Source organism: Alcanivorax sp. HI0083 (assembly GCF_001635175.1).
Genome location: NZ_LWFX01000046.1, coordinates 1 through 1,004, shown reverse-complemented (window position 1 = coordinate 1,004; position 1,004 = coordinate 1). Strand labels below are relative to the sequence as shown.

The 1,004-nt window shown below is 56.6% G+C and carries 2 protein-coding genes; one reads left to right on the top strand and one right to left on the bottom strand.

Annotation, left to right across the window (positions count from 1 at the left end):
* On the top strand, positions 1–398 hold a 398-nt coding region (locus tag A3754_RS00505; protein ID WP_156496634.1), incomplete at its 5' end, for a helix-turn-helix transcriptional regulator.
* Positions 399–533: 135 nt separating this feature from the next.
* Here A3754_RS00505 and A3754_RS00500 read toward each other — a convergent pair.
* Positions 534–848, bottom strand: coding sequence for a DUF2288 domain-containing protein (locus tag A3754_RS00500; RefSeq protein WP_063518554.1), 315 nt, complete (start codon positions 846–848; stop codon positions 534–536).
* Between the last annotated feature and the right edge of the window lie 156 nt (positions 849–1,004).

Sequence of the window (1,004 nt, the reverse complement as noted above, 5' to 3'; positions counted from 1 at the left end):
ACGATGAGCGTTTCCAGCAGGCGCTGATCCAGTGTGACCGGACGCTTAACTCACTGCGTGATCATCACCTGATTGACCTGATACGTGAACGGCTGCGATTTCAGCTTGAAGAAGGCCATTATGACCAGCAACAACTGGCCAGCAGCCTGAACATGAGCGTGCGCAACCTTCAGCGACGCCTGAACGCACACCATACCCGGTTCCGGGATCTGCTCGATCAAGTCCGCGCAGAATTGGCTGAACAGCTGGTCCGCTACAGTGAAGCCGGTTTTGCCGAGATTGCTCACCAGCTTGGCTATGAAGACCCCTCTTCGTTCAACAAGGCCTTCAAACGCTGGCTGGGATTACCTCCCGGTGAATACCGGGCACGGCATAAGAACTCTACACCCAGCGCATAAGCCGCAGGGCACGATACGAAGAAGCGGGAAAGAAGAGAAAAGGTAGAAGAGGACGGTATCCAGGGTAAGGAGCGCTACGCCCGTCTATTCGATGGGCAACTCTGTCGCGCTCCGAAACCGTGATTGGCCGCCGGATTACTGTACCGTTTCCGGCTGCACCAATACCCAGGGCGGCAGCACCACTGTCCACAAGCCTTTATCTGCTGCAAACCACGCCGCAGCCTGCTCATCGGTGACCTTGTCGACCTGGGCTTTATCGCGCCACAGGGCAATCATCTCGGCCTCATCTTCTGAAAACGCCAGCGCCACCTCGATCAAATCCAGTTCCGGCGCCACGTAGACCGTCTGGCCACGGGCAAAGAACGGCTGTAGTTCTTGCCAGCTGGCCTTGGCGGTTTCCTGGTTGAGTTTGGCTTTGAGGATTTCCCGCTGTTCCGCTTGCTCAGACATGACCGACTCCTACTGTGAAGCGAGGCATTATCGGTGTTCTGCTACGGGCAATCAAAGGGGAAACGGGGACAGGGGCAAGAGACAGAAAAAGAAACGCCCGCCATTTGGGGTTGGCGGGCGTAAGCTGTACCGGGTCGAAATCGAACATCCGTGTTC

Excerpts from the sequence above, each read along its gene's own strand:
- A3754_RS00500 (WP_063518554.1), bottom strand. The coding sequence starts at position 848 with ATGTCTGAGCAAGCGGAACAGCGGGAAATCCTCAAAGCCAAACTCAAC.